Below are 25,790 nucleotides of genomic sequence, written 5' to 3' on the forward strand. Positions count from 1 at the left end.
GTCCGGAGCCCTCAGCTCTCCGGCGGGCCGCACCACCAGACCTGGGCCTGAGGCAACGATCGTCAGTTGGCCAGTTTGTTGAACTTCGACACCTGGGTGGCGAAGGTCTTCACCTGCGACGGGGACCAGTCCTTGAGCAGGTCCTCGATCACCTTGTGCCGCTTCTTCCGGGCCGCCGTCAGCTTGCGCTTGCCGGCCGCGGTCAGCGTCAGCAGGGTCGCACGCGCGTCCGACTTGTCGGCCGCCCGCTTCAGCAGGCCCTCTTCCTCCAGTCGCGCGCAGGCCCGGCTGACCGGCCCCTTGTCCACCTCGAGTGCTGCCACCAGGTCGGCCATCCGCACCGGCGCCAGTTCTTCCACGTGGTTCAGCAACGCGTACTGTGCCGGCTCCAGGTCCGGGTGCGCCTCGTCGGACAGCGTCCGCTGCAGACCGCGCAGCCGGCGTGCCAACGTGACGAGCTCCTTCTCCAGGTTGTCCACCGCGTCACTTGCGTCTGTTGCCACCGTTCACCCCTTCATCCAGTTGCCCCGCAACCAGCTCGCCCGGTCCAGGACTCGCGTCCTCACGTTGCGTCAAATGTTGCCCCCGGCAACGCGTTCTAATCTGCCAGAAGATCACGAACCTGCCCAGCCCTGAACGTGCCCTTTGTGAAAAACTGCCCAAGAACCCCCGGTGCAAACCGTCCGGACGGCTCTTTTCGATGCGTCCGGCACCTTCTCGAGGTGTATCCCGCTGACGCCGCAGCAAACCTCCTTCCGGGCAGTCCGCTGCCTGGAACGAGGCAGCCGATTCCGCCGCGCGGACCCGGCGTGGTTGCGGGCCCCGACATCGGCTATGCTCTTCACCGCTGCCGGGAGACCGGCTCGGCGGGTGTAGTTCAATGGCAGAACATCAGCTTCCCAAGCTGACAGTGCGGGTTCGATTCCCGTCACCCGCTCACGAGAGAACCCCGTGGGTCAGGAGATGGTTTCCGGCTCGCGGGGTTTCGTGGTTTTCGGTGCCGGGCGTAATCAAGCGCTCGATGGAGGTGCTCGGGTTCGTCGGTACGGCCTATCGTTTGGCGGCATGAGCTATCCGCCGCAGCAGCCGCCGCCGCAGTTCCAGCCGCAGCCGCAGTTCCAGCCGCAGTATCAGCCGCAGCCACCGATGGGGATGCTGCAGCTCACCGTGCAGGGCAGTGTGATGACGTCGAGCCTGATTCCGCCGACGGTGCACCTGAACGGGTATCCGGTGCAGGTCAAGTACGGCCGGAACGACATCCCGGTGCCGGCCGGGCCGCTGCACATCGACGTGCACTGCCAGTGGATGCTCACCTACGGCCGGGCGGCGCTCGACTGTACGGTGGCGCCGAACCAGGCCGTGCCGGTGTTCTACGCGTCGCCGTACCACCAGTTCACGTCCGGGAGCATCGGCCACAGCAAGGTGAAGCGGAAGGGCCTCGGCACGCTCCTGGGCATCGTCGGGGCGATTCTTGTCGTGGTCGTCCTGATGTCCGTACTCGCGGCCCTCAACGGCTGACCCGACCGGCTGTTGCCTCGGTCAACCGTAGATCTCGAGTTCGACGATGCGGGAGTAGGTGTGGTCGTTGCCGTCGAGGCAGCGGATGCGTACGGCGTCGGCGCGGGTCGGGGGGAATTCGGAGGTGACGTGGCCGACGGTGTTGCCGCGGACCTGGGCGACGGTTTGCCAGGCGCCGTCGGCCTTGACCTGGACGTCCCAGTCGCGGAGGCCGTTGACGCGGGCCGGGTACTTGGCCGAGTCCAGGGTGTAGAGCTCGACCCGGTTGACGGTGGCCGGTGTCGACAGGGCGACGTCGTACGTGTCGGGGAACGCGGCGCGGGTGCCGTCGTTCCAGCCGGTGAGGGTGTCCCAGTGTTCGGAGTCCTTGTCGCCGTCGACGGCGCCGCAGAGGGTGAAGTTGCCGTGGGTGGAGGAGGCGGTGGCCTGTTCGCCGAGGGCGAGGTTGTCGCCGGGTCCCTTCGGCGGCAGCGGCTCGATGGTGACCGGGACGTTCACCTGGGTACGGTCGACCTGTACGCCGATCTTGTACGACCCGGGCTTCGCGTCCCGCGGGACCCGGACCTCGACCGGCGCGGTCACCGGCTGATCCGGGTCGACCGCGGGCAGCCACGACGAGAAGAGCGTCCGCGACAACTGCAGCGGTCCGGTCGGCGCGAGCGTCAGGTCGGCGTACCGGTCCGTGGCGCCGGTGTTGGTCATCGTCAGGTTCAGCGTGCCGGGCAGGCAGGGGAGCCCGACGACGCTGAGCTGCCCGGGTACGACGCTCACCGCGACGCTGGAAGTTGCCGCGGGCATCGAACTCGAGCCGAGCAGGGCGGCGGCCGCGAGCGTGCCGGCCGCGACGACGGTCTGCCGGGGGATCCTCATGCCTGTACCTCCGCGATGCCGGGCCGGCCGTCCTCGACGAGGAGCTTGGCGCGGGTGCTGACGGTGCCGTTCTGGACCGAGACCTTGTCGACGACGCGGTAGTCGGAGATCCACCGCTGGGGTGTGATCGTGCAGCTGACGTAGCCGCGCTGGAAGTTGCCGAACTTGATGTGCGGGTTCTCCCGGAGCAGCGTGGCGCCGCCGGCGTCCAGGTCCTCGCCGTCGATGCCGGACGTGATCGACGTACCGACGAACTCGGCGCCGACGGTCGCGGAGGACGGGTCGGTGAAGTCGAGCTTGAGGTCCGACGCGACGCTGCGGTGCAGGTCGCCGGCGATCGACACCAGGTTGCGGACCTTGCGTTGCGCGGCGCCGCCGAGGACCCGGTTGCGCGAGGCCTCGTACCCGTCCCAGGTGTCCATCGGTACCAGGACCTCCGGACCGTCCTTCGTGTCCAGGCGGGCGATCGCGGTCTGGTGTGCCATCACGTTCCAGCGCGCCGAAGACGCGGACCAGCCGTCCAGCAGCCACTTCTCCTGCGCGTCGCCGGTGATCGTCCGCGCCGGGTCGGCGGTCTCGGGGCCGGGCGCCTTGGTGCCGTCGCCGTACGCCTGGTCGGACCGGTACTGGCGGGTGTCGAGCACGCTGAACTCGGCGAGCCGTCCGTACCGGATCCGCCGGTACAGCTGCATGTCCGGGCCCTTCGGGAGTTGCGCGAGCCGGAGCGGCATGTGTTCCCAGTACGCGCGGAACGCGTTGGCGCGGCGTACCAGGAACTGCGTCGGCGGCGCGCTCGGGTGCGCCTCGTCGGCCCAGTTGTCGACCACCTCATGGTCGTCGAGCGTGACGACCCACGGCGCGACCGCGTGCGCGTGCTGCAGATCGGGATCCAGCTTGTACGCCGCGTACCGCTGCCGGTACTCGTCCAGCGTCACGGTCTGCTGGGTGATGTACGGCTCGTTCGAGTGCGGCCGGATGCCGCGGTCGATGCCGAACTCGTAGATGTAGTCGCCGAGGAAGAACACGACGTCGTGGTCCCGCCGGGCCAGGTCGGCGTACGCCGTGTACCAGCCCTCCCACCACGCCTGGCAGGACGCGAACGCCAGCGACAACGAGGGCAGTACGGCGTCGTACGCCGGTGCCGTCCTGGTTCGGCCGACCGGGCTGAGCTCCCCGTTCACGCGGAAGCGGTACCAGTAGTGCCGCCACGGCCGCAAGCCCCGTACGTCGACGTGGACCGAGTGACTGGCCTCCGGCCCCGCTGTGACCGTGCCGTGACGGACGACCCGGCGGAACTGCTCGTCCTCCGCGACCTGCCACTGCACCTCGACCGGCCGGCGGTCCATCCCGCCGAACGGCGCGAGTGGATCAGGGGCGAGCCGGGTCCAGATCACCACCGCGTCCGGCAGGGGGTCGCCGGACGCGACGCCGAGCGTGAACGGGTCGCGCCGGTCCGGCTGTCCTGTCCAGCCGGCCGCCGCGGACCGGATCTCCGGGAGACTCCCGCTCAGCGCGAGCGCCGCCGCGGCCCCGCTGACGGTGAGGAAGGTACGTCGTGTGCTGCGCATCGGCATCCACCCACCCGATCATCCCGAGGTGATCACATCCGTAACGGGAGATTACGAGAAGTTCACATGGGCGAGCGGGAAGATGACCGATACCGGTCGTTACTTCACGGTCGTGCTCGCCGGCGGCGCCGACGGCCGGTAGCCGGTGGGTTTGTGGTCGCAGGCGGCCAGCCCGAGAACGAGTGTTGCGGCGGCGACGGCGGCGATCGCGGCGCGGAGTTTCATCGCGGTTCTTCCTCCCCAGGTGATGCAGCCGCAGGAGTTTACGGTCTGGACCACCTGAGAAGGAAGGCGGATTGCAGCTAGTTGCAGCTACTCGCCACGCTTGACCGAGGCGAGCAGCAGCTGGGCGACGTCCTGCACCTCGACCTCTTCGCGGGCCGACCCGTTGGCCTGCTTCGCGGTCAGCCCGTCGGACAGCATCACCCGGCAGAACGGGCAGCCGGTGGCGATCTTGTCCGCGCCGGTCTCGACCGCCTCGGTGGTCCGGTTCAGGTTGATCCGGGTGCCGAGCTTCTCCTCCATCCACATCCGCGCACCGCCCGCGCCGCAGCAGAACGACTTCGTCTGGTTGCGGGGCATCTCGGCGTACTCCGCGCCCGGGATGATGTCGAGCAGTTCGCGCGGGGCGTCGTACACCTGGTTGTGGCGACCGAGGTAGCACGGGTCGTGGTACGTGATCTTCTGGCCGTTGAGCGAGCTGTCGGCCGGGGCGACCGGGGTCAGCTTGCCGTCGCGGACGAGCCGGTTCAGCAGCTGGGTATGGTGGATGACGTCGAGCTCGACGCCAAGCTGGGAGTACTCGTTCTTCAGCGTGTTGAAGCAGTGCGCGCAGGTGGAGACGACCTTGCGGACCTTCGCCTCCTTGAAGACCTCGGCGTTCTGCATCGCGAGCTGCTGGAACACGAACTCGTTGCCGGACCGCCGCGCCGGGTCGCCCGTACAGGTCTCGCCGTCACCCAGTACGGCGAACGAGACGCCGGCGATGTTGAGCAGCTCGGCGACCGCCTGGGTGGTCTTCTTCGCGCGGTCCTCGAAGGCGCCCGCGCAGCCGACCCAGAACAGGTAGTCGACCTCGTCCAGCGACTCGACGTCCGTACCGACCTGCTTCACCTCGAACGGCAGGTCCTTGGCCCAGTCCATCCGGCCGGACGGGTTCATGTTCCACGGGTTGCCCTTGTTCTCCAGGCCCTTGAACAGCCCGTTGAGCTCGGACGGGAACGACGACTCGATCAGTACCTGGTACCGGCGCATGTCCATGATCGCGTCGACGTGCTCGATGTCGACCGGGCACTGCTGTACGCACGCGCCGCACGACGTACACGCCCACAGCGCTTCCTCGTCGATGACCGCGACGTCCGCGGGACCGACCAGCGGCTTCTCCTGCTCCGCCAGCACCAACTCGGGCAGCGACTTACGCGCGTCGTCATCAGCAGCCAGCAGGTACGGGGCTTTGGCGTACGCGTGCTCGCGCAGCCCCATCATGATCAGCTTCGGCGACAGCGGCTTGTCGGTGTTCCACGCGGGGCACTGCGACTGGCAGCGGCCGCACTCGGTGCAGGTGGTGAAGTCGAGCAGGCCCTTCCAGGTGAAGTCCTCGATCTTGCCGACGCCGAGCGCCGCGTCCTCGTCGAGCTCGTCGATGTTCTCGAAGTCGATCGGGGCGCCGTTCACCATGATCGGCTGCAGCGCGCCGAGCGCCGTACCGCCGTCGGCCTCGCGCTTGAACCAGATGTTCGGCCAGGCGGTGAACCGGTGCCAGGCGACACCCATCGTCGCGTTCAGCGAGATCGTGATCATCCAGGCGAACGAGATCAGGATCTTGAGCATCGCGACCAGGTAGACCGTGTTCTCCAGGCCGTGCGTGCTCAGCCCGCCGAACAAGCCGGTGCCGAGGAAGAACGTCATCGGGAAGTGGAACGTGGAAGCGCCGCTCAGCTGGTACTCGAGGCCGCGGAGCAGCAGGATGCAGATCAGTACGCCGAGGATGGTGTACTCGACGTAGTACGCCTGCCACGAGGTCGAGCCGTAGAACCGGGACGAGCGCGGCTTGTCACCCTTCGGGAGATGCATCAGCCGGTAGACGATCAGCCCGACGATCGAGATCAGGCCGGTCCAGGTGAGCGCCTCGCTGACCCACTCGAACACGAACCAGTGCCCGATCACCGGCAGCGCCCAGTGCGGGTCGAACAGCTGGCCGAACGCGGTCACCAGGGTCAGGAACAACCCGATGAACCCGAACGCGACGAACCAGTGCATCACCCCGATGTGGCTCCACTGCAGCATCCGGGTGTGGCCGAGGGACTCCTTGACCAGGGTGAGGGTCCGCTTGCCCGGGTCGTTCGTCCGTCCGGCCGGCTGCCCGAGCTTGATCACGGACACGATGTGCCCGATCGTCTTGCCGAACAACGCGACGGCGACCAGAGTCACCGCGAGCGAGACGACGATGGCGAGGATCTGCATACCAGCGATGTTATTGGTTGGTTACTCGCGAGTCATGTCCTTGCGGCCCTCATCACGCCCGCGTGTTCCGGCTCACGTTGCGCACGACGAGATCGCGAACGGGTCAGGCGAGCAGGCGGTGCAGGCGGGCGGCGACTGCGGCGTGGCGGGGGTCGGCTGTCGGGAGGGCGGCCTCGAGGGACTCGAAGATCTCCAGGTCCTCGGCGCCGGTTGCGGTCTGGGCGAAGCGCCACAGTGCGTCGGCGTTGTGGGCGTCGAGGGCGGCGCGGCGGATGGTCGCGTCGAGTTCGTCGCGTTCGGCGCGGAGGGCCGGGGCGTCGGAGCGGGCGAGCAGCGGGCCGGCGTACAGGTCGAGGGCCGTCGGCAGGTCGCCGGTACGGAGGGCCTGCTGTACTTCGGTGACGTCGCCGGTGACGTCCGCGATGATCCGGTACGGCTTGGTGTCGAGGACCCCGCCGCCGAGCAGGTTCCGCAGCCGGTGCATCTCGGCGCGGACCGTCGTCGGGTTGCCCTCGTCGCCGTACAGCTGCAACATCAGCTGCTCCGCGGTCAGCCCGGTCGGCTGCAGTAACAACAGTGCGAGTACTTCGGCCCGCCGCAACGTCAGCGCGATCTCGCGGCCGCCGACGACCGCGATCGGCTGCCCGGACCCGAGCAGCTTCAGCCGGAGCGACGGCCGGGTACGGCGCACCGGCGTACCCGGCATCCGCAACAGGTAGCCCTCGTCGAGGCGTTCGACGAGTCCTTCGCGGCCGTCGCCGAGGTCGATCCGGTCGGCGCCGTCCGGGACCACGAGCCGGTCCGGCAGCCATTCGAGCGGCTGTACGGCGAGCACCCGGCCGGTCGGCGTGAGCAACGCGCCGGGGGCGTCGCCGAGCGCCATCAGGTGCCGCATGTTCCGGGCGCGCAGCATCTCGTCGGCGGCGGCCATCCGGACCTTGAGCTGTCCCTCGGCGAGCTGGGCCGCTGCGGTGACCAGCGCGACCATCGCGGGATGGACGGTACGCAACGGGCCGGAGACGTCGACGGCGCCCAGCAGCTTGCCGGTGTCGGGGTCGTGGACGGGCGCGGCGGCACACGTCCACTCGTGGATCCGGCGGACCAGGTGTTCCGCGGAGTGGATCTGGACCGGCTCGCCGACCGCGAGCGCCGTACCCATGCCGTTGGTCCCGACCTGGTCCTCGGACCAGACCGCGCCCTCGGACAGCGCGATCCGGTCGGCCGTCCGTTTCACGTCGGCGGCGCCCTCGCGCCACAGGATCATGCCTTGCGCGTCGGTGACAATCATGATGTGCGACGCCTCGTCGGCGATCGTCGTCAGGGTCTGCCGGAGCACCGGGAGAACGGCGCGGAGCGGGTGGTTGGCCCGGAGCTCCTCGACCATCCGCTGCTCGAGGATCATCGGCGGCAGGTCGAGGTCCGGGTCGACGGCGGCGGCCAGCGAGCGTTCCCAGGAGGCCGCCACCAGCGGGCGCGGGTCGGTCGCGGGGCGGCTCCCGCCGAGCACGTCGTCGTACAGCCCGCTCAACCGGCGGGCCTGCTCCGGTGCGTCCATCCGACCTCACTCCACGGTGCAACGTCCGTGCAACGTCATGGTCCCTAGGTTCGGTCCTACGCCACATCCGTTGGAGGACCTATGACGATCTTCGCAGCTCCCGGGCAGGATGGCAGCCCGGTCGCGTACAAATCGCGCTACGACCACTACATCGGCGGCGAGTGGGTCCCGCCGGTCAAGGGCCAGTACTTCGAGAACCCGACCCCGGTCACCGGCCAGAACTTCACCGAGATCGCCCGCGGTACGGCGGGGGACGTCGAGGCCGCGCTGGACGCCGCGCACGGCGCCGCGCCGGGCTGGGGCCGGACGTCGCCGGCCGAACGCGCGAACATCCTGAACAAGATCGCCGACCGGATCGAGGCGAACCTCGAACTGCTCGCGGTCGCCGAGACCTGGGACAACGGCAAGGCGGTCCGGGAGACGCTGGCCGCCGACCTGCCGCTGGCGGTCGACCACTTCCGGTACTTCGCCGGCGCGCTCCGGGCCCAGGAGGGTTCGGTGTCGGTGATCGACGACGACACGATCGCGTACCACTTCCACGAGCCGCTCGGCGTGGTCGGTCAGATCATCCCGTGGAACTTCCCGATCCTGATGGCGGTCTGGAAGCTGGCGCCCGCCCTCGCGGCCGGGAACGCCGTCGTGCTGAAGCCCGCCGAGCAGACCCCGGCCTCCATCCACGTACTGATGGAGCTGATCGGCGACCTGCTGCCGCCGGGTGTGGTGAACATCGTCAACGGGTTCGGCGTCGAGGCCGGCAAACCGCTTGCCTCCAGCAACAGAGTTGCCAAGGTCGCGTTCACTGGTGAGACCACGACCGGCCGGCTGATCATGCAGTACGCGTCGGAGAACATCATCCCGGTCACGCTCGAGCTCGGCGGGAAGAGCCCGAACGTGTTCTTCGCCGACGTGGCGTCGTCGCGGGACGACTTCTACGACAAGGCGCTCGAGGGCTTCACGATGTTCGCGCTGAACCAAGGTGAGGTCTGCACCTGCCCGTCGCGGGCGCTGATCCAGTCGTCGATCTACGACTCGTTCCTGGCCGACGCGACCGCGCGGACGCAGGCGGTCAAGCTCGGCAACCCGCTGGACACGGACACGATGATGGGCGCCCAGGCGAGCAACGACCAGTACGAGAAGATCCTCGCCTACATCGGGATCGGCAAGGAGGAAGGCGCCCGGGTGGTCACCGGCGGCGCGCCCGCCGAGCTCGGCGGCGACCTGGCCGGCGGGTACTACATCCAGCCGACGATCTTCGAGGGCGACAACAAGATGCGGATCTTCCAGGAGGAGATCTTCGGCCCGGTCGTCTCGGTCACCCGGTTCGACGACTACGCCGACGCGATGAAGATCGCCAACGACACGCTGTACGGCCTCGGTGCGGGCGTGTGGTCGCGCGACATCAACACGGCGTACCGGGCCGGTCGTGAGATCCAGGCCGGGCGGGTGTGGACGAACAACTACCACGCGTACCCGGCGCACGCGGCGTTCGGCGGGTACAAGAACTCGGGCATCGGCCGGGAGAACCACAAGATGATGCTCGACCACTACCAGCAGACGAAGAACCTGCTGGTCAGCTACAGCCCCTCGAAGCTCGGGTTCTTCTGAGCCGATGGTCGACAAGGTGCTGCTCACCGACGAGGCGGCGCAGTGGTTGCGCCGCCTCACCGGGATGCACGGTCCGCTGATGTTCCACCAGTCCGGCGGGTGCTGCGACGGCAGTTCGCCGATGTGCTACCCGGACGGTGAGTTCAGAACGGGGGCCGCGGACGTGCATCTCGGTGACCTGACGGTCGACGGTGTGGACAAGCCGATCGGGTTCTGGATGTCCGCGAACCAGTACGAGTACTGGAAGCACACCCAGCTCACCGTCGACGTGGTGAAAGGCCGCGGCAGCGGGTTCTCGGTGGAGGCCCCCGAGGGCGTCCGCTTCCTGATCCGCTCCCGGCTGTTCACCGACCAAGAGTCCGCGGAACTCGGACTCCTCTGAACGAGTGCCGCCCGTCCGGTGGCGTTGCCGGACGGCCGGCACTCTCAGGTCGTTGAGATCACTAGCGGGCTGCCCGGGTTGTCGATGGCGTACGTCGTGCCGTCGACACTGACCGTTTGCAGGTCGAGGTGACCGGACTCGCAGGTGAGCGTGAGAGTGCCTGAGGAGTACGTGGCGATTCCCCAGCCGGTGTTGGTGGTGAAGGGGAATCGCCAGCCTCCCTCTGCGCGGGCCAGGTCCAGCGGGGCGAAGGTGATGGTCTTGGTGATCGCGTTGTAGCGGTAGCCGGTCAGGGCTTCCAGGACGGACCAGCCGGCGGCGTTGCGGATGTAGTGGTCGCCGCACTCGATCGGGTTGAACGGGTTACGCCGGGTGCCGTCGTACCGCGCCCACATGCCGTGCAGGATCGACATGCCCTCGTCGGTGAGGCCTTCGTACAGGCAATGCGCGGCGACCTGGTACTCCGAGCCGGTCCACACCTCGTCGCAGTACCGGGTGGGTACGTCGGGGCGCCCGCCGTGCGGCCAGGTGCACATCAGCAGGCCGGTGTCGTCCTCGTCCGCGAAGACGCGGTACGGGTGCTCGAAGTCGTGGAAGCCGGTGCGGAGGTTGTGCCGGACGACGTTGCGCAGCGCCGTACGCACGTGGTCCTCGGGGAGCAGGTAGCCGAGGTCGAGCTGGTGTGCCCACCACTGGCCGATCAGCTGGTCGGCCAGGCAGCCGTCGCCCCACTGGAAGTCACGGGTCTCGTCCGGGTCCAGGATCTGCCGGTAGTACTCACCGGTGAACAGGAGCTCGTCGTACGCCGTGCTGCCGGTCTCGAAGAGCGTGCGGTACTGCTTCGGGTCCTCGCCCAGCAGGAGCGCCATCTCCTCGGCGGCACGCAGCGCGGCCAGCCAGAGCGTGCCCATGAACGAGTTGACGCCGCACAGGTCGATGTCGTGGGTGCTGGGCTGGATTCCCCGCAGTACGCCGTCGCGCAGCCACTTGCCGTGGATGTGGTCGAGCAGACGTACGACGTTCGGCCAGCGGTGGCGGAGCCAGTCGAGGCCGGCGCCCTGGCGCACCTCGCGGTACGTCTTGAGGACGTTGCCGAGCATGCCGTCGAGAGCGGGCTCCTCCGGTCCGCCGATGACCACGTCCCAGAGCTGCTTCATGTACAGCGGGGCGCGGACGCGGTGCGGGAGGTAGCCCTCGGGCGCCTGCATCACGTCGTACTCCGTGTCCCGCATGTTCTGCTCGAGGGACGGGAAGAGGCGCGACAGGGTCTGCTCGTAGTTCCAGACGTGGGTGCAGTTGAGCGGGCACGACCCGCCGTACCGGCCGCCCCACATGACGGTGGACGCGCCTAGGACGCCTTCGAAGCCGAGGACGTCGCCCTGGGCGGTTTGGAAGACGGTTGGGCTGCGTACGTCGGCTGCCAGGGCCGCGAGTCGCGCGCCAGCTTCGCCGGGGAGCGTGCTGTTGTCGAAGGCCTCGGTCCAGGTGGTGGTGAGGTCCTGCAGCTCGTCCCAGTGGGCGATGAAGTGGTCGGCCGCGGCGACGGCGTCCGGCGTACGGCGGGTGTACGCGTTGCCGAGCCAGAAGCGGCTGTGGCCGTACTCCGGGTGCGGGCCGAACTGGTTGAAGTCGACATATCGGTTCGGGAAGTGCCAGGCGATCAGGAACCGGAACTGCTTGCTCTCACCTGGCTCCAGGTGGAACGGGACCGCCAGGCCGCCGTTCCAGGTGGTCCCAGGTGCGCTGGCGCCGCTCGCGGGAGTGACCGGACCGTTGAGGAAGGCAACGAATTCTTCGGGTCGGGTCCATTGCGGATGGACGAACGCTTTGCCGTGAGCAGCAAGCACCGTTTGCCCAGCACCGGGATGGTCGAGGGGCAGGTCGCCGTTCTCGAGCACCAGGGAGGTCCAGCCGTTGGCCTGGCGGACGCGGTTGGTGTTGCCGCCGTACAGGCTGCAGGAGGTGCCGTCGACGGGGGAGACGCCGTCCCAGCCGACCGCGTTCTGAAGGGCGCCGGCGAGCTTGCCGTGGACCGGGATGGGACCAGGGTTGTGCAGCGTGAACGTGAACCCCACTACCGGCTGCGAACTTGCGTCGGCATCACCCGGCACCAACGGGTTGAACACGTCCAGCGCCACCTCGACAGGTAGCTCGGTCTCGTACTCCACACGTGCCTGGGGGTACGTGGCAGTCACCTTGGTCGGACCGATCGGCTCGATGACGTCGTACAGGTGCTGCTCGCCGACAGGTACTACGTCGTCCGTGACCAACGGGGTGTTGGACGGTGTGGCAGGCGGTCCTTGGAGCAGGCGTACCTCGTCCAGCGGCGGTTCCACGCGGGACAGGCGCAGGGCGAAGAAGCTGTTCGGTACGTGGCCCTCGTGGTTGCCCAGGTTGTGCAGCTGCCACTGGCGCAGCGCACCGTTGCCGGCCAGCGCCACAGTGCCGGTGCCGAGACCTCCCAGCGGCAGTGCGAAGTGTCGAAGGGTGTCACCGGTGTAGTGCATGCTTCTCCGTCCATGTACCAGCAGAGGCGAACAACGCAACAGGTCCTGGGGCGAGCAGTAACAGTGAAGCGGTAACCGACGTACCGAGCAGTAGTGCGACAAACGCAAGCGCCAGTACGCCGAGAGGCACCAGCGGGGCACGGGCTACCAGGTGGAGCGCGGTGAACCACAACCGCTTGCCCCTCAGCTCAGCAGTCACCCGCAGGCTGAAGGCGTAACAGGAGGCGAGTACCAGGAGCACGCTTGCACACCCGCTAACAGCCAACGGCACCAGGAACACAGGCCCGGAGTACAGCTCCCAGTTCAACAACCCCACAGCCACCACAACCCCCGGCACCAACCCAACCCCCACTCCAGCCAGTGCATGCCTCCTGATGTTCCTGAACAGTGCTGGGACACCACCGCGATCCTCTCGTACGACTGCATCCGTGGTCGCGACAACACCAGCCCAGACGGGAGAGACGACGAATGCACCAAGTAGAGCAGCAACCGGTGATAGCCCTGGACTGAGGAAAACGACGAGGGCTGACGCTGCGCAGAGCAGTATCCCGGAGGTGGCGAGGACGGGGAGTTCGTGCCAGAGCGCCTTGAAGGCGGCCGGGAGGTAGGTCATGCGCGCAACCCGGTGGTGGCGATCGACGCGATGAACGAGCGCTGGAAGATCAGGAACAGGACCAGGATCGGCAGCACCACCAGCGTGATCGCCGCGAACAGTACGACGGCCGGACCGCCGCCGACTGAGCCCTGCAACGACACCAGCCCCACCGGCAGCGTCATCTTCTCCGGCGACGACAGGAAGATGTACGGCCAGAAGAAGTTGTTCCACGACGCCTCGAACACGAAGATCCCGAGCGCGGTCAACCCGGGCCGCGCGAGCGGCAGGATCACCCGGAACAGGATCCAGAAATGCCCGGCGCCGTCCATGATCGCGGCCTCGTCGAGCTCCCGCGGGATCGACGAGATGTACTGCCGCAGGAAGAAGATCCCGAACACGTTCACCAGCGCCGGCAACCAGATCGCCACCGTGGTGTCCACGAGGTGCAGCCACCGCATCATGATGAAGATCGGTACGACGGTCAGCTGCACCGGCACCACCAGCGCCGCGAGCAGCACCGAGAAGATCTGGTCCCGCCCTGGGAACCGCAGCCGGTTGAACGCGTACGCCGCCAGCGCGCTCGTGAGCAACGCCCCGGCCGTCGTGAGCACGGCGATCTGCAGACTGTTCCACGCCATCCGGGCGAACGGGATCAGCCCCGGTACCTGCTGGAAGTTCTGCAACGTCGGCGGGTTCGGGATCCACCGCGGCGGCAACTGGAACGCGTTGATCGGCTCCGACAGCGCGTTCACGATCAGCCACACCAGCGGGGCGATCATCACCAGCCCGCCGAGCACCAGCACGAGGTCGAGCAGCTTGCCCTTCACTGGTGCACCCACCGGCGCGACAGGCGGAACTGCAGGCCGGTGACGACCATGATCACCACGAACAGCACCAGCGACAGCGCCGCGGCGTACCCGACCTCGAACGACTGGAAGCCCTTCTCGTACGTGTACTGCACGATGCTCCGGGTCGCGCCGTCCGGGCCGCCCTGGGTCATGATCACCATCGGGTCGAAGATCTGGAACGCGCCGATGAACGTGATCACGGTCGCGAAGAAGATCGTCGGCGACATCACCGGCAGCGTCACGCTCCAGAACCGCCACCACGCGTTCGCGCCGTCCACCCGCGCGGCTTCGTGCAGCTGCGCCGGCACGGTCTGCAGCCCGGCGAGCAGGATGATGAACGTGTACCCGATCGTGTGCCACCAGTCGACCACGATCAGCGTGGGCAACGCCCAGGTCGGCGACGCCAGCCAGTTGGTCGTCGTGTGCAGGTAGTACGCCGCGATCCCGAACGTCGGATCCAGCACGTACTTCCAGATCAGCGCGACCGCGGCCCACGACACCAGGAACGGGAAGAAGTACGCCGTCCGGACGAAGTACTTCGTGCCGCGGGTCATCGTCCGGTGGACGCCGAGCGCGAGCAGCATCCCGAGCCCGATGTGCGTGACCACCGACGCCAGCGCGAACACGAACGTGTTGACCACCGCGCGGATCGTCGTACCGTCACTCACCAGCTGCTTGAAGTTGTCCAGCCCGGCGAACTCCGGCGTACTCAGCAGGTCCCAGTGGAACAGGCTCAGCCCGAACGCCGCGAGCAGCGGCAGGGCGACGAAGACGAGGAAGAGCAGGACGGCCGGACTGATGAAGAGGTAGCCCGGCAACCAGTCCCGGCGTTGCGGTTTCAGACCAACCCCTCCAGCGTCGTCTGCGCCTTCCCGAGCGCGTCGGCCGGCGCGGCGTTGCCGGTCAGGACCTGCTTCCAGCCGTCCTCGATCGCCTTCTGGATCGCGGCGCCCTTGTCCGGCGACGGGATCGGCGTCGCGTAGCCGAGCGCCTCGTACAGGTACTGCGTACCGGAGGGCGCGTCCTCGAGGAACGACTGGCTGTTCGCGATCGACTTGCGGGCCGGGACGATCGTGCCGCCGAGCTGCGCGAACGTCGACGAGCCTTCCTTCGAGATCAGGAACTTGATGAACGTCCAGGCGTCGTCCTTCTTCTTCGACGCCTTCAGGATCGGGTACCCGTTCCAGCCGACCGGCGAGCCCTGCCGGACCTTCGTCGGCCACGGCACGATGCCCATCTTCTGGGTGGCCTTCAGGTTCCGGATGCTGATGATCGGCCAGCGCCCGCCGCCGAACATCGCCAGCTTGCCCTGCGCCGCGGCCGTGAACGCGTCGAACGTGCCGCCGGGCGGCGGCGACAGCTTGTCCGCGACCAGCTTCCGGTTGAACTCGGCCGCCTCGACCGCCTTGGGATCGTTGTACGTCGGCTTCGACCAGTCCTCGGTGAAGCTGCTGGTGCCGTTCGTGAGCAGCCACGGCATGATCGCGGCGAAGTATGCCGAGTCGGCCGCGTACCCGAACGCACCGGTCTTGGCCTTGATCTGCTCGCACGCGTGCCGGAAGTCGTCCCAGGTCCACTTCGGCGTCGGTGCCGGTACGCCGGCCTTCGCGAACAGGTCCTTCGAGTACCACATGCACATCGTGTTGAACTCGCCCGGCAGGTAGTACGTCTTGCCGTCGGTGGACGCGTACTTCTTGTCCCATTCGATCAGGTTCGGGTCCATGTCGGCGTAGTACTCGTCGATCGTCGACTGGTCCTTCTTGATGTAGTCGTCGAGCGGCGCGAGCAGGCCCTTGGACGCGAACAGCCGCTGGCCCTCGGTGGCGATCTGGATGACGTCCGGTACCTGGCCGCCGGCGATCCGGGTGGACAGCTTGTTGAAGAAGTCGCCCCAGTTCGACAGCGGGATGCCCTCGGCCTTGAGCTTGATCTCCGGGTGCTGCTCGGTGAACTTCGCGAACAGCTTGTTCCAGGTCGCCTGCTGCTCCGCCGTCCCCATGTAGACGAACGACAGTTCCTTGGACGACGACCCGCCGCCGCTCCCACCGCCGCCGCACCCGGCGAGCGCGGCCGCTAATGCCGTCCCGCCGGTGGTCTGCAGAAACCGTCGACGGCTGAGCGATCGCTGATCCATCGGTGGACCTCTCTGGACGGGAAATCGATTTCTCGGCAGCATAGTCCCGGCCGCCGAAACGGTGTCAAGACTCGGGCGCCAGGAAACTCAGGGGGAATCCTTCACCGCTCCAAGAACTGCTGGTGACCGCGTGATCACGCGGCAATTCCGGTCTGGCCGGGACATTTGTCACGGTGCCACCCATGACGGATGTCAGTGGTCCAACCGCTGGCCACCGCGGTGGCGCCGGACGGACGATGCGAAGACCCCCAAATCAAGCCGGCCTCCGCCCTCTGGCCGATCGGGACCGTCCGCGGAGGCCTGCCCAACCTCGAGGAGTCCAGTTGAGGCAACGGATTCTCGTCTCCGCCCTGAGCGCGGGTGCGCTGGCTGTGGTCGGAGCGACCGCGGCGATGGCGAGTGCATCAGCACAAACCGGAGCAGCGCCCACGCCGTACACCGCCGGGAAGCATGCAGCGAAGGTCTGCTCGGCGACGACAGCGGCCCATACGGCGGTCTGTGACGCGGTCAAATTGGTGGACGCCAAGGGCGCCGCACCCCGTTCCAGCACCCCACCGTCGACGGGCCTGACCCCGTCCGGCCTGCAGGACGCCTACAAGCTCACGGGCCTGAAGGCGAACGGGCGTACGGTCGCCATCGTCGACGCGTACGGCTACCCGAGCCTGGAGCGCGACCTCGGCGTCTACCGCTCGCAGTTCGGGCTGTCGGCGTGTACGACGGCCAACGGCTGCCTGAAGGTGATCGACCAGAACGGCGGTACGTCGCTGCCGAAGTTCAACGCCGGCTGGGCCGGCGAGCAGGCGCTCGACGTGGACGCGGTCTCGGCCGCGGCGCCGGACGCGAAGATCATCGTCGTCCAGGCCAAGTCCGCGAGCTTCGCGGACCTCGGCGCGGCGGTGCAGACGGCCGCCAAGCAGCCCGGGGTCGTTGCCATCTCCAACAGTTACGGCGGCGGCGACGCGGACGACGCGACGTACGGCGCGTACTACAACCACCCGGGCATCGCGGTCACCGCGTCCACCGGTGACAACGGTTACCAGGGCGGCAGCTACCCGGCGTCCTCGTCGTACACGACGGCCGTCGGCGGTACGTCGTTGGTTGCCGCGAGCAACTCCCGGGGCTGGAGCGAGTCCGTGTGGAGCGGTGCCGGCTCGGGCTGCTCGACGTACAACACGGCGCTGAGCGCGGCGTCGTCGTTCGACACCGGCTGCTCGAAGCGGGCGATGGCGGACGTGTCCGCGGCGGCCGACCCGGGCAAGGGCGGGATGGCGATCTACTACCCGACCAGCAGGACCGCGTCGACCTGGGCGCAGTTCGGCGGGACGAGTGAGGCGGCGCCGATCATCGCCGCCGTGTACGCGCTGTCCGGCAACACCACCGGCTACGCGAACGCGCTGCCGTACGGTCACGCGAGCTCGCTGTTCGACGTGACCAGTGGCAGCAACGGCAGCTGCCCGACGACCCAGTGGTGCAACGCGCGCACCGGCTGGGACGGCCCGACCGGCCTCGGTACGCCGAACGGCGCCGGCGCCTTCTGATCGAACACTGGGAGCGACCGGGCGATTGCTACGTGCAATCCCCCGGTTGCTCCCAGTACTGTTCCCACCACGAAGGACAACCCTCAACTCCGCGGCAATCCGGTGATTTCTCTTCCCCGGACGCCCCCACAGGCTTAAGGTCAGCCCCCGGGACGGGTCGTGGAGGGCGACCCGCTGATTCGAACTCCATGGAGATTTGCTGTGACCACATCACGCAGAGGGCGGGGGCTCCTGGCAGTCTCAGCCGTCTCCGCGGCCGCCATCGCGCTGGCCATGACCGCCGGTGGCGCGGACGCCGCGCAGAATTCCGGTGCCGAAGGCAAGAAGCCGGCACAGGCCGAGAAGCAGGCCGCCGGCAAGGAGCGGAAGGGCAACTTCGACGCCCGGACGCCGAACGCCAAGACCACCTACGCCCGGGCCGCCCAGGTCGAGGGCAAGGAGACCGCGGCGGCGAAGAAGTTCAGTGAGTCGCTCGGTGCCCAGGGCGTCGTCTCGGTCGACCCGAACACCGGCACCCCGGCCCAGGTCACCAAGCTGAACGGCTTCCTGACCGGCAAGAGCGGCAAGAAGGCCACCGACATCGCGCTCGGCTACGTGAAGGCGCACCCCGAGGTCTTCAAGCTGTCCGACGCCGACCTCGGCACGCTGCAGCTGCGCAAGGACTACGTCGACGACCTCGGCACCCACCACATCTTCTGGACGCAGGTCGTCGACGGTGTCGAGGTCTTCGGCAACGGCCTGAAGGCCAACGTCACCAAGAACGGCCAGCTGATCTCGGTGATGGGCTCGCCGGTCTCCGGCCTGACCACCGCCGCGCAGACCCGGTCCGCCGCGGCCGCGCCGAAGGTCACCGCCGCGGGCGCCCGCAGCGCCGCCATCCAGGACGTCGGCGGCACCGCGAAGACCGCGACCGCCAAGACGGCGGGCGCCGACACCACCTGGAGCAACGGCGACACCGCCAAGCCGGTCTGGTTCCACACCGCCGACGGGCTCCGCAAGGGCTGGATGACCTACACCAACTCCGGTGGCAAGAACATCTACAGCCACGTCGTCGACGCCCAGACCGGTGCCACGCTGTACCGCAAGGACCTGGTCAGCGAGGGCAACGGCGACGCCCTGGTCCAGGACTACTACCCGGGCGCGCCGGTCGGCGGCACCCAGCGGGTCGAGAACCTGATCTACAACAAGTGGCTGCCGAAGAACGCGAAGACCCTCCTCGACGGTACGTCGGTCGCGGCCTGGGCGGACGTCAACGACGACAACCAGCCGAACGCCGGCGAGACGGTCAAGGTGCCCGGCACCAAGACCGGCGCCGAGTACAAGCTGACCACCTTCCAGAACGCGTCGTCGTTCTGCTCGGCCTCGTTCATCTGCACCTGGGACCCGGCGAAGCCGGACTCCTGGAAGGTGAACATGAACCAGGACGTCACCAACGCGTTCTACCTGGCCAGCAACTTCCACGACTGGCTGGCCAAGCCGCCGATCAGCTTCACCCCGGCGGCCGGCTCGTTCGACGCCGCGGGCGGCGACCCGGTGCACCTGAACGCGCTGGACGGCGCGGCCACCGGTGCCGACGGCGGCCCGGACGCGAACCACATCGACAACGCGAACATGTCGACCCCGCCGGACGGCACCTCGCCGACCATGCAGATGTACCTGTGGCACTCGCCGGGCGCCACCGACGCCCAGGACCCGTGGGTCCCGTCCAGCGGTGCGAACGACGCCAGCATCCTGTACCACGAGTACACCCACGGCCTGTCGAACCGTCTGGTCGTCGACGCCACCGGCAACTCGACGCTGAACAGCATCCAGGCCGGCTCGATGGGCGAGGCGTGGAGCGACTTCTACGCGATGGACTACCTGGTCTCGCACGGCCTGGAGAAGGACACCACCAAGCCGGGTGAGGTCCTCGAGGGCAGGTACGTCGCGCACGGCGACCTGTTCCGGACCCAGGCCATCGACTGCCGGGTGCACGCGGTCAGCCCGAACTGCATCCAGCCCGACGGCTCGAAGGGCGGTTACACGTACGCCGACTTCCCGACCATCGGCGGTTCGCCCGAGGTGCACGCCTCCGGCGAGGTGTGGGCGCAGACCCTCTGGGACCTGCGTGAGCGCTTCGGCCGCGCGTACGCGATGAGCATCATCACCCGCGCGATGGAGCTGTCGCCGGCCGACCCGACGATGCTCGACATGCGCAACGCGATCGTCCAGGCCGACCTGGTGCAGAGCGGCGGCAAGAACGCCGACACCATCTGGACCGTGTTCGCCAACCGCGGCATGGGCTGGTACGCCGGTGTCGTCGACGGCGGCGACGCCTACCCGGCGGAGGACTTCCACAAGCCGCCGACAGGCGCCACCACGACGCTCAGCGGCACCGTGAAGGACAAGGACACCGGCGCTCCGGTGGCCGGCGCGCTGGTCTACATCGGCGGTCACTCGTCCGGCTACGCCGGCGACTACGCCGCGGCGACCGATGCCCAGGGCAACTACAGCATCACCGGTGTGGCGCCGGGCACGTACCCGAAGGTCGTCGTCTCGGCTCCGGGTTACGAGCTGATCGTCCAGTCGGTCAAGGTCACCCCGGGTGTCAAGGCAGCCTTCACGCCGCGCCGCAACTGGGCGGCCTCGTCCGGCGGCGGCACGATCGCCGGCTTCAACGGTCCGGACTTCAGCTCCTCCGGCTGCGGCCCTACCGGAGCGATCGACAACGCGCAGGGCACCGGCTGGGGCAGCACCACCGGTGACGACAACGGCACGGCGACGAACACGATGATCGCCAAGCACATCGACATCAAGCTGCCGGCGAAGGTCAACATCAGCGACTTCAACGTCGACCCGTCGAACACCTGCGGCGACCCGGGCAGTTCGTCGACCGGCCAGTACAAGATCGAGACCTCGGCCGACGGCACCACCTGGGCGACGGCGGCGCAGGGTACCTTCGACGCCACCAACCGGGGCAAGTACAACCTGGTCGCCCCGACCGGCAACGCGACCGGCGTCCAGTACGTCCGCTTCTGGATGCTCAGCCCGCAGGTCCCGGACTTCCAGAACAACTGCCCGAACGGCGCGTTCGGCGGCTGCAAGTTCACCGACATGACCGAGATCCAGGTCTTCGGCACCAAGTAGCACCCCCTCCCGCGAAGGCCGGCCGAGCATCCCGCTCGGCCGGCCTTCCGGCGTTTCAGGAGTGCTTCGGCGGTTTCGCCGGCGGGACGGTCTGGGCCCAGTCGGCCCAGTCGGCGAGGGCGGTGTAGACCCGGATGCCGGCCTCGATCGTGACCCGCATCGACTGGGTCTGCTCGCTGTAGCCGAACTCGCCGCGGTCCTTGCGGGCGGCGTAGTCGGTGTACTGCCCGGCGAGGTCGCGGTAGTACCGGGCCTCGGCCTCCAGGTGCTGCTGGAGCTCGTCGCGGTCCATCATCCAGAAGAACAGCGAGCGCAGCAGCGGCTGCAGCCGCATCGTGTGGTCGACGTCGACCTCGGTCAGCCAGCGTTTCACCTCGGCGACGCCGGCGTCGGTGATCCGGTACGCCTTCCGGCGCCGCGGCCCCTCGCTCTCGACCTCGACCAGTCCCTCGCCGGCCAGCTTGTTCAGCTCGGCGTAGATCTTCGGGTGCTGCGCCGGCCAGATCGACCCGAGCACCTCGGTGAACCGGCGAGCCAGGTCGTACCCACTGGCCGGCCCCTCCGCGAGCAGCCCGAGCAGTCCGTGCCGCAGTGACATCCCTGCCTCCTTTGCTGACCGCCATCTTGACATGTCCCCACGGACATGTGCATGCTCGAATATGTCCCTAGGGACATGTCCTAGAGAACATCTCAAAGGAGTCGATATGAAGGCTGTGCTCGTCACGGGTTCGACCGGCGGCATCGGTACGGCGACGGTCGGACAGCTGCGGCGGCGCGGATTCACGGTGTACGCCGGGGCGCGCGGACCGGCGGACTTCGGGCCGGACGTCCGCGTCGTACCGCTCGACGTCGCCGATCCGGAGAGCGTCGCGGCGGCGGCGAAACGGATCGCGGGCGAGGTCGAGGTGCTGGCGGCGGTGATCAACAACGCCGGCGTGATCGTGCAAGGCCCGCTCGAACTGGTACCCGCCGACGAGTGGCGGCGACAGCTGGAGGTGAACACGCTCGGCCCGGCGTCGGTGATCCGCGAATTCCTGCCGCTCCTACGCGCGGGGACGGCAGCCGGCTCCCCTGGGCGGATCGTGAACGTCAGCGCGGCGACCGGGCGGGTGGCGATGCCGCTGCTCGGTGCACTGTCCGCGAGCAAGGCCGGCCTCGAGGCGTTGTCGAACGCGCTCCGCCTGGAGTTGGCGCCGTGGAAGATCCCCGTCGTGGTGATCGAGCCCGGTACGACCGAGACCGAGATCTTCACCCGCGCCGGCGTCGCCGCGGCCGCCGCACTGGAACGGGTCGACGATTCGCGCGTCGACCTCTACCGCGGACACCTGGCGGCGTACGAGAAGGCCATGAGCCGCTTCAAACCGGGCCCGGTCGGCAAGGTCGCCGAGGTCATCGTCCAGGCCGTCGAAGCCCGCCACCCCCGCCGCCGCTACGCGATCGCCGAAGCCCGCACCTTCGGCGCAGTCCTCCCCAACCTGCCCGCCCCCCTCCGAGACAAACTCCTCACCACCGCCACCGGTCTGGGCGGAGTAAAGGTCGCCGAGTCGTGAGTATCGGCGGCGAAATCGGACCACGATCCACGACTCGACGGACCGGGCGCCGACCAACTGCCACGACTCGGCGGGAGGTGGCGGGGTGAGTACGGTGGTGTTGGTGGGGGCGACCTCGGGGATAGGGCGGCGGGTGGCCGAGCAGCTCGCCGACGGTGGGCATCGGCTGGTGCTGGTGGGGCGCGATCCGGGGGCGGGCCGCCGACTTGGCGAAACGGTTGCCGGGGGCAAAGGTCGTGGCGGCGGACGTCTCCGTGCGGGCCGGTGTCGAGCGTACGGCGGCCGCGGTCGATGGGCGGGTCGACGTACTGATCAACAACGCCGGCGTGATGACGCCGACGTACCAGCAGACCTCCGAAGGTGTCGAGCTGAATCTGGCGGTGCATCACCTCGCGCCGTGGCGGACGGTGGCGGCGCTCGGGGAGCTGATCCCGGCCGGTGGGCGGATCGTGAACGTGAACTCCGCGGGGCATCGGTCGCCGATGCGCGGCGGGACGGTGCGGATCGATCCAAAGCGGCTGATGGACGGCCCGGAGCAGTTCGACCCGTTCCTGACGTACAGCAGGACGAAGCTCGCCAACCTGCTGTTCACGTACGAACTCCAGCGCCGCCGCCCGGACTGGCACGTGGTCGCCCTCCATCCGGGCGTCGTACGGACGGACCTCGGCCGCCAGTTCCCGCGGTTGCAGGTCGCGGCGGTCACCGCGTTCGCGCTGCCTGCCCGCAAGGGCGCCGAGCCGATCGTCCGGCTGGCCGTCGGTGCCGAGCCCCCGACCGGGTACTACGACCGCTTCGAGCAGGTCCGCTCGTCGCCGATCTCGTACGACGTGGACCTCGCCCGCCGGGTCTGGGCCGCGACCGAGGATCTGGCCGCCGTCCGGATCCTGGACAATGGGCTGTAAGTGTAGTGAATTAGTCTAGTTTCGATCGCATGGATCCGGTCGAGCGGCGGCTAGCGGGGCGGGCCCGCGACCGAGCCGCGCTCGATCAGGGTCGGCGTCAGTGTGGTCCGGCGGACGCGGCGGTTCGTGTCGACCGCGGAGGTGACCCGCGCGACGACGTGGCCGACCAGGTCGTCGAGCGGCCAGTGGAACGTCGACAGCGGCGGCGTCAGCAGCTGCGACATCGGCTGGTCGTCGTACCCGAGCAGCGACAGGTCGTCCGGGATGCACAGCCCGAGCTCGCGGCTCGCGGCGTACACCCCGAAGGCCATCGAGTCCGCGAGCGCGAGGATGCCGGTCGGGCGCCCGGGGCCGGTGAGCAGCGTGCGGGCGACCTCGGTCGCGCCGGCCAGGTCGTGCGGGCACTGCAGCAGCCGGATCCGCAGGCCGAGGTCCTTCGCCACCCGCTGCGCGATCTCCTCGGCGGGGCGCTCCACCTCGAGTCGCCGGGTCGGGCTCAGTACGGCGATGTCGCGGTGGCCGGCGTCGGCGAGCCGGCGCAGCGCCGTACTGACGCCGGTCTCGTTGTCGAGGATCACCTCGGACTTCGCCTTCGCGCCGGGCAGCGCGTCGCCGATCGCGATCACCGGCACCTGCCGGGCGATCTCGGCCCAGGCCTTCGCGGCCGGGTCGATCGGCACCACCACGATCGCGTCCGCGCGGTGGTCGACCAGGTGCTGGGCGAGCTCGAGCTGCCGGTCGGCGTCGCCGGCCGAGTCGATGATCCAGGCGTTCCGGTCGGGGGCCAGGAGCTCGCGGCCGAGGGCGGCGGCGACGCGCTGCTGCCAGAGGTCCTCGAGCGACGCGCAGAGCACGCCGATCGAGCCGCTGCGGCCGGACGCGAGCGCGCGGGCGACCGGATCGGCCTGGTAGCCGAGCCGCTCGGCGGCGTCCTGGACCCGCTGCCGGGTCTCGGGGGTGCCGTGCAGACCGCGCAGCGCGTACGACACGGCGGCCATCGAGAGACCGGTCTCGGCGGCGATGTCCTTGAGGGTCGGCCTCCGGCTCGTTCCGGACATGTCCATGACCCTAGCCGCCGGCATGGACAGAAACTTGACAGGCGCACCTTTGAAGCGCTTCACTCTATTCATCCTGAAGCGCTTCAATCTGATCAAACCGGCGAGAGGAGAGGCTGATGATCGACGTTCACCAGCACCTCTGGCCGGAGACTTTCGTGGACCGGCTGCGAGCGCGCCGCGAGCCGCCGTACCTGGACGGCTGGACGCTGCACACCGCGACCGAGGCGCCGTACGACGTGGATCCGGCGGCGCACGAGATCGGCAAGCGGGTCGCGATCGAGCAGGATGCCGGTACGACGCTGGCGGCCGTGTCGCTGTCGAGCCCGCTCGGGGTGGAGGAGCTCGGTGACGCCGAACTGCTCGCCGCGTGGCACGACGGGGCGGCCGACTTCCCGGAACCGTTCCGTGCGTGGGCATCTGTGGACCTGCGAGAACCGGACCTTGCCGGACTGGAAAGTCTTTTGGACAAGGGCTTTCTGGGTGTCCAGCTGCCGGCGCACGTGCTCGGTGCGCCGTCAGCCTGGGAGGCGCAGGCGAGCCTGTTGCGTGTGGTTGAGCGACTGGGGAAGCCGATCCTCGTCCACCCCGGTACGGCCACCGCGGCCGAGACCGCCTGCTGGTGGGCGCCGGTCGTCGACTACACGACCCAGCTGCAGGCGGCGTGGTGGGCGTGGCACGCGTACGGCGGACGTCGTACGCACCCGAAGCTCCGGCTCTGTTTCGCCGCCGCCGCCGGCCTCGCCCCGGTGCACCACGAACGGCTGACCGCCCGCGGCGGCCGCCTCGGCACCATCGACCCCAACCTGTACGTCGACACCTCGAGCTACGGCCCGCAGGGGATCGACGCGGTCGCGCGGGTGCTCGGTATCGACCAGGTCGTGCACGGCACGGACCGGCCGTACGCCGGCATCACCGACCTCCGCCAGGGCGCCGCCGCGACCGCGGTGATCCGCCACGACAACCCGCACCGCCTGCTCTTCGGTGCGACTACTCCTGAGAGGGGAGTGCAGTGACTGCCCAGCCCATCGACGTACCCGACGTTCCGGCGCGCCAGGCCACCCGGCTCGTGGAGCTCAACAACTGTCTGTCGCTGGACGACCTTCCGGGCCGCGACCTGACGCCCGCGGAGCTGTCCGAGCTCGCCGCGTCGATCGCCGCGCAGCCGCACCTCTGGGAGGACCAGGTCGCCTACAGCGACGAGGAGCGGGTCTTCGCGTCGCTGCACCGGGACGCCAACGTCGACGTCTGGCTGATCTGCTGGACGCCGGTCAACGACACCGGCTGGCACGACCACGACGTCTCCTCCGGCGCGGTGGCCGTTGCCCGGGGCAAGCTCGTCGAGCACAACCTGGCGATCGGCACCGACGCGATCGAGACCGAGGTGGAGGCGGGTGACGTGTACGGCTTCGGCCCGGACCACATCCACCGGCTGACCGGCCTCGACAAGGGCAGCGTCACCGTCCACGCGTACAGCCCGCCGCTGTGGCGGATGGGGCAGTACTCGGTGAAGGACGGCGTACTCCGCCGCGTCTCGGTCTCGTACGCCGACGAACTCCGCCCGATCGACTGAC

At 68.7% G+C, this 25,790-nt stretch carries 22 protein-coding genes and 1 tRNA gene; 10 read left to right on the forward strand and 13 right to left on the reverse strand.

Translation table 11 applies throughout. The features are described 5' to 3' along the window. Nucleotides 1-62 precede the first annotated feature (62 nt). Nucleotides 63-503: a MarR family winged helix-turn-helix transcriptional regulator gene (locus ACQHIV_RS32090; RefSeq protein ID WP_427887603.1), complete on the reverse strand. Its 441-nt coding sequence runs from the start codon at nt 501-503 to the stop codon at nt 63-65. 363 nt (nt 504-866) lie between these two features. Between ACQHIV_RS32090 and ACQHIV_RS32095 the strand changes: the two genes are divergently transcribed. Next, a tRNA-Gly gene (locus ACQHIV_RS32095) sits at nt 867-937 on the forward strand. Between the two features lie 128 nt (nt 938-1,065). After that, entirely contained in the window at nt 1,066-1,518 is a 453-nt protein-coding gene (locus ACQHIV_RS32100) for a hypothetical protein (RefSeq protein WP_427887604.1), read from the forward strand. Nucleotides 1,519-1,539: 21 nt separating this feature from the next. Here the strand turns inward: ACQHIV_RS32100 and ACQHIV_RS32105 are convergent, their stop codons facing one another. The 5 genes from ACQHIV_RS32105 to ACQHIV_RS32125 form a co-directional block, all read right to left on the reverse strand. Next, on the reverse strand, nt 1,540-2,388 hold the full coding sequence (locus tag ACQHIV_RS32105; protein WP_427887606.1) for an NEW3 domain-containing protein: 849 nt from the start codon (nt 2,386-2,388) through the stop codon (nt 1,540-1,542). Beyond that, nucleotides 2,385-3,956, reverse strand: a complete 1,572-nt coding sequence (locus tag ACQHIV_RS32110) for an alkaline phosphatase D family protein (protein WP_427887608.1) — start codon at nt 3,954-3,956, stop codon at nt 2,385-2,387. The genes ACQHIV_RS32105 and ACQHIV_RS32110 overlap by 4 nt, the downstream gene beginning before the upstream one ends. A gap of 99 nt (nt 3,957-4,055) precedes the next feature. After that, nucleotides 4,056-4,181, reverse strand: a complete 126-nt coding sequence (locus tag ACQHIV_RS32115) for a hypothetical protein (protein ID WP_427887610.1) — start codon at nt 4,179-4,181, stop codon at nt 4,056-4,058. 87 nt (nt 4,182-4,268) lie between these two features. Next, entirely contained in the window at nt 4,269-6,419 is a 2,151-nt protein-coding gene (locus tag ACQHIV_RS32120; RefSeq protein WP_427887611.1) for a (Fe-S)-binding protein, read from the reverse strand. Nucleotides 6,420-6,522: 103 nt separating this feature from the next. After that, nucleotides 6,523-7,974 carry a GAF domain-containing protein gene (locus tag ACQHIV_RS32125; protein ID WP_427887613.1) on the reverse strand — a complete coding sequence of 484 codons (1,452 nt, stop codon included), beginning with the start codon at nt 7,972-7,974 and terminating at the stop codon, nt 6,523-6,525. 81 nt (nt 7,975-8,055) lie between these two features. On the opposite strand from ACQHIV_RS32125, the gene adh reads away from it, so the two are divergent. Together adh and ACQHIV_RS32135 are read left to right on the forward strand one after the other, a co-directional pair. Next, nucleotides 8,056-9,579: an aldehyde dehydrogenase gene (adh, locus tag ACQHIV_RS32130; RefSeq protein ID WP_427887614.1), complete on the forward strand. Its 1,524-nt coding sequence runs from the start codon at nt 8,056-8,058 to the stop codon at nt 9,577-9,579. 4 nt (nt 9,580-9,583) lie between these two features. Further along, the gene (locus tag ACQHIV_RS32135) at nt 9,584-9,961 is read left to right on the forward strand and encodes a DUF779 domain-containing protein (protein ID WP_427887616.1); all 378 of its coding nucleotides are present in this window, start codon (nt 9,584-9,586) and stop codon (nt 9,959-9,961) included. A gap of 44 nt (nt 9,962-10,005) precedes the next feature. Here the strand turns inward: ACQHIV_RS32135 and ACQHIV_RS32140 are convergent, their stop codons facing one another. The 5 genes from ACQHIV_RS32140 to ACQHIV_RS32160 are packed head-to-tail and all read right to left on the reverse strand — an operon-like array spanning nt 10,006 to nt 16,045. Next, the gene (locus ACQHIV_RS32140; protein ID WP_427887617.1) at nt 10,006-12,468 is read right to left on the reverse strand and encodes a GH116 family glycosyl-hydrolase; all 2,463 of its coding nucleotides are present in this window, start codon (nt 12,466-12,468) and stop codon (nt 10,006-10,008) included. Then, entirely contained in the window at nt 12,452-13,081 is a 630-nt protein-coding gene (locus ACQHIV_RS32145) for a hypothetical protein (protein WP_427887619.1), read from the reverse strand. The genes ACQHIV_RS32140 and ACQHIV_RS32145 overlap by 17 nt, the downstream gene beginning before the upstream one ends. Further along, nucleotides 13,078-13,890, reverse strand: a complete 813-nt coding sequence (locus ACQHIV_RS32150; protein ID WP_427887621.1) for a carbohydrate ABC transporter permease — start codon at nt 13,888-13,890, stop codon at nt 13,078-13,080. Before ACQHIV_RS32150 ends, ACQHIV_RS32145 begins: the two co-directional genes overlap by 4 nt. Further along, entirely contained in the window at nt 13,887-14,729 is an 843-nt protein-coding gene (locus ACQHIV_RS32155) for a carbohydrate ABC transporter permease (protein ID WP_427887623.1), read from the reverse strand. Before ACQHIV_RS32155 ends, ACQHIV_RS32150 begins: the two co-directional genes overlap by 4 nt. A gap of 20 nt (nt 14,730-14,749) precedes the next feature. Then, complete coding sequence (locus ACQHIV_RS32160; RefSeq protein ID WP_427887625.1) at nt 14,750-16,045, reverse strand: ABC transporter substrate-binding protein; 1,296 nt, start codon at nt 16,043-16,045, stop codon at nt 14,750-14,752. Between the two features lie 323 nt (nt 16,046-16,368). Between ACQHIV_RS32160 and ACQHIV_RS32165 the strand changes: the two genes are divergently transcribed. Next, entirely contained in the window at nt 16,369-17,583 is a 1,215-nt protein-coding gene (locus ACQHIV_RS32165) for a S53 family peptidase (protein ID WP_427887627.1), read from the forward strand. A 201-nt stretch (nt 17,584-17,784) separates the two neighbouring features. Continuing rightward, on the forward strand, nt 17,785-20,709 hold the full coding sequence (locus ACQHIV_RS32170; RefSeq protein WP_427887629.1) for a M36 family metallopeptidase: 2,925 nt from the start codon (nt 17,785-17,787) through the stop codon (nt 20,707-20,709). A gap of 55 nt (nt 20,710-20,764) precedes the next feature. Here the strand turns inward: ACQHIV_RS32170 and ACQHIV_RS32175 are convergent, their stop codons facing one another. Further along, on the reverse strand, nt 20,765-21,307 hold the full coding sequence (locus ACQHIV_RS32175) for a helix-turn-helix transcriptional regulator (protein WP_427887630.1): 543 nt from the start codon (nt 21,305-21,307) through the stop codon (nt 20,765-20,767). A 106-nt stretch (nt 21,308-21,413) separates the two neighbouring features. Between ACQHIV_RS32175 and ACQHIV_RS32180 the strand changes: the two genes are divergently transcribed. Further along, the gene (locus ACQHIV_RS32180; RefSeq protein WP_427887632.1) at nt 21,414-22,259 is read left to right on the forward strand and encodes an SDR family NAD(P)-dependent oxidoreductase; all 846 of its coding nucleotides are present in this window, start codon (nt 21,414-21,416) and stop codon (nt 22,257-22,259) included. A 155-nt stretch (nt 22,260-22,414) separates the two neighbouring features. Next, a complete protein-coding gene (locus ACQHIV_RS32185; protein WP_427887634.1) occupies nt 22,415-23,161 on the forward strand; it encodes an SDR family NAD(P)-dependent oxidoreductase in 747 nt (248 codons plus the stop codon). A gap of 50 nt (nt 23,162-23,211) precedes the next feature. On the opposite strand, the gene ACQHIV_RS32190 is transcribed toward ACQHIV_RS32185, so the two are convergent. Next, nucleotides 23,212-24,219: a LacI family DNA-binding transcriptional regulator gene (locus ACQHIV_RS32190; protein ID WP_427887636.1), complete on the reverse strand. Its 1,008-nt coding sequence runs from the start codon at nt 24,217-24,219 to the stop codon at nt 23,212-23,214. A 116-nt stretch (nt 24,220-24,335) separates the two neighbouring features. On the opposite strand from ACQHIV_RS32190, the gene ACQHIV_RS32195 reads away from it, so the two are divergent. Continuing rightward, a complete protein-coding gene (locus ACQHIV_RS32195; protein ID WP_427887637.1) occupies nt 24,336-25,232 on the forward strand; it encodes an amidohydrolase family protein in 897 nt (298 codons plus the stop codon). Beyond that, complete coding sequence (locus ACQHIV_RS32200) at nt 25,229-25,789, forward strand: cysteine dioxygenase (protein WP_344194233.1); 561 nt, start codon at nt 25,229-25,231, stop codon at nt 25,787-25,789. Before ACQHIV_RS32195 ends, ACQHIV_RS32200 begins: the two co-directional genes overlap by 4 nt. The last annotated feature ends 1 nt before the right edge of the window (nt 25,790 follow it).

Source organism: Kribbella polygonati (assembly GCF_050320105.1).
In the GTDB taxonomy this organism is placed as follows: domain Bacteria; phylum Actinomycetota; class Actinomycetes; order Propionibacteriales; family Kribbellaceae; genus Kribbella.